This window comes from Vibrio injensis (genome assembly GCF_001895205.1).
GTDB classification, from domain to species: Bacteria; Pseudomonadota; Gammaproteobacteria; order Enterobacterales; family Vibrionaceae; genus Vibrio; species Vibrio injensis.
Window position 1 is genome coordinate 1 of sequence record NZ_BDJF01000001.1, and the last position, 2860, is coordinate 2860.

The 2860-nt window shown below is 40.4% G+C and carries 4 protein-coding genes; 2 read left to right on the forward strand and 2 right to left on the reverse strand.

What is annotated here, in order from left to right:
* Positions 1–165: 165 nt before the first annotated feature.
* Both BSR11_RS00005 and BSR11_RS00010 read right to left on the reverse strand, forming a co-directional pair.
* Positions 166–1002, reverse strand: coding sequence for a hypothetical protein (locus BSR11_RS00005; protein WP_072668495.1), 837 nt, complete (start codon positions 1000–1002; stop codon positions 166–168).
* 152 nt (positions 1003–1154) lie between these two features.
* A complete protein-coding gene (locus BSR11_RS00010; protein ID WP_072668496.1) occupies positions 1155–2072 on the reverse strand; it encodes a hypothetical protein in 918 nt (305 codons plus the stop codon).
* A 208-nt stretch (positions 2073–2280) separates the two neighbouring features.
* Here BSR11_RS00010 and BSR11_RS00020 point away from each other — a divergent pair, with 208 nt between their 5' ends.
* Both BSR11_RS00020 and BSR11_RS00025 read left to right on the forward strand, forming a co-directional pair.
* Complete coding sequence (locus BSR11_RS00020) at positions 2281–2523, forward strand: type II toxin-antitoxin system ParD family antitoxin (protein ID WP_002044787.1); 243 nt, start codon at positions 2281–2283, stop codon at positions 2521–2523.
* A complete protein-coding gene (locus BSR11_RS00025; RefSeq protein ID WP_000802131.1) occupies positions 2520–2819 on the forward strand; it encodes a type II toxin-antitoxin system RelE/ParE family toxin in 300 nt (99 codons plus the stop codon). Before BSR11_RS00020 ends, BSR11_RS00025 begins: the two co-directional genes overlap by 4 nt.
* Positions 2820–2860 lie beyond the last annotated feature (41 nt).

Below are 2860 nucleotides of genomic sequence, written 5' to 3' on the forward strand. Positions count from 1 at the left end.
GACTCTTTTCTTCCATGATTCTCTGAACCTGATTTAAAACATAACGCCCGCCTAAGGGGCTGACAACGCATTACCACAAAACTCAAACACAACAACTGCAACCGCCGCGGCTCAATGGGACTGGAAACGCCACGCGTTGACAGTCCCTCTTGAGGCGTTTGTTAGCTACTCTTTGGGCTCATGGTTTTGAGGGCCATTTGGTTTTCTTTGTGGACTATAACTTTCTGTTGCTATTTTCCACACTGGCTCCGCCGGTGGTGCCGGTGGTGCTGGTGGTGCTGGTGGTGCTGGTGGTGGAGTTTCGCCTTTATCTTTATTTTGGCACATAATGGTAACCTCTGGATAAATATAGTTTGGTTGTAAAGTAGTGGAACTATGCGTTACTAATAATGTCTCACTGAGTTCTGATAGCTGAGATGATAACTCGTTATCACGTATAAGTAAGTCTTTTCTTGGAGAAGAAGCATCAAGGTCAAATCCAATAAATAAAATTGAAGATAGAAGTAGCGGAACAGAGGAGGCAACTAAAAATAATAATGATCTCCTAATCCCAAGTTTGCGAGACTCGTTGACGTTGGCATTAAACGATGAACATTTAGTCATCATCTTTATAAGAAAGTCTTCACAAACCTCATCTACATCCGGGACAGCCTCCTTACAACCATACTTAAGGTTATACGCGATAAGCTGCTTTGCATGATTTCTGACATCTTTTCTATATTGATATAACTCCTGAGGATCAGGTAGTAATCGATATTCCATTCCAGTTAAAGAATTATATGTCAAATAAGCCGAACGAACCAAAAAATACAGGCTAAATAAAATACCAACAAAGAATAAAGTTATGATTGGCTCACTTCCACTGTAATCAATCATCCTTATCATATATGCGATTACTGCGAACACACTTGCATAAAGAGCTATATTTAACTGAAGTCTATTAAATATATTCTCTCTTGCATCTAGTTCATGAAAATAAACCTTTGAAATAGAATCTAACATATGTTCCCTATTTTGATTTCAAAAAGAGTAGCTAACGCCCGCCTAAGGGGCTGGCAACGCACTATCACCAAACTCAAACACAACAACTGCAACCACCGCGGCTCAATGGGACTGGAAACGCCACGCGTTGACAGTCCCTCTTGAGGCGTTTGTTAGCACTTGTAGCCATATGGGTTCTCAAAACTAAAGTCGCATTTAGAATGGAGACTCAAAGACAAATCAACTGTACAGTTTTTAATAAAATGTTCTTCATAGCAATCATCCCAATCCATTGAAGCGATATGATCATAATCATCATGCTGAAACCCATCGTTATACTTATGTAATAGCGCTTGTATGTACAATGCAGCAACTCGGCAAGCATGGAATAGTAAAGCAATGAGCTTAGTTCGACTTATTTCACTACTACCCCAGTATTCTGGATTATCTAAAATAGGGAAAATTCCATGTGCCACGTGATTTCGCAGATTACGAACCAAGTGTAAACCATAGCTATTGTCAGTAGTTTCGACACCCTTCATACCAGATAGAGATGTTTGAAATATGGAATGATAGTATTCGAATGTAAGCCTGAGGTTCGAAATCGCATGCTTAAAATTTAATGGCAACGCTGTTTCTTTGAGTTGATCTACTAAAAACGCAGATCTCAAACCCGCATCCCTAAGTTTTTTTCGTTCGTCTAGTTTGACAACCGAAGGAAACATTAAGTAATGGCTATCAACAAAACGATAAGCTTCTTCTAGTGCATTCGATACAAAAATGAACCGGGTCAAAGCTGTAGAGTATGCTGTAAAATGCTTAGAATTTGATTCATACTCGTCCGCTACAGGTCGGCAATACATAGCAGCCGTATCATCACCAAACCTCCATGAGTTTATTTCCACCACTTCAAGTTCTGCGGCTAACTTCAACCAATCACTGATCACCTTGGTTTCTACTATTCGACTTTCACCACGCCTTTTATACTCATTGTGGTTGTTTAAAAACCGACAAAATTCTGACAACTCATATAAATGATGTGGCAATTCCCTGAAAGATGAACATATTGGGCATTTTTCGCCTGATTTCATTTGTTCTCCTAAGAGTGCTAACGCCCGCTTAAGGGGCAGACAACGCCACTACCAAGCTTCCGCATAACACCGTAACCACAAAAACCCAACGCATAATAAAAATGCCACGCGTTGGCTGTCCCTCTTGAAGCGTTTGTTATGCGCCTTGCCTTGAAAGCCATTTAATACCATAATTAGGTACTTCTTGGTACTTTTGGGAATGAAATTTATGGCTAAGAACACAAGTATTACCCTTGGTGAACACTTTGATGGTTTTATTACAAACCAAATTCAAAGTGGGCGTTATGGCTCTGCAAGTGAAGTTATTCGCTCAGCTTTGCGTTTACTCGAAAACCAAGAGACTAAACTGCAGACTCTCCGTCAACTACTGGTTGAAGGTGAACAAAGTGGTGACGCTGATTATGACCTTGATAGTTTCATCAATGAACTTGATAGTGAAACTAATCGATGAAACCATTTAATCTTACAACAGCAGCCAAAACCGATTTGCGTGATATCGCTTTATTTACTCAACGCCGCTGGGGCAAAGAGCAGCGAAACATCTACTTAAAGCAATTTGACGATTCATTTTGGCTTTTGGCTGAAAATCCCGACATCGGCAAATCATGTGATGAAATTCGAGATGGTTACCGTAAATTTCCTCAAGGTAGCCATGTGATTTTTTATCAGCAAACGGGCAGCCAACAGATTAGAGTCGTCCGTATTTTACATAAGAGTATGGATGTTAATCCGATCTTTGGCGCATAACGCCGCATTAAGGGGCAGCCAACGCTACTACCAAATCACTG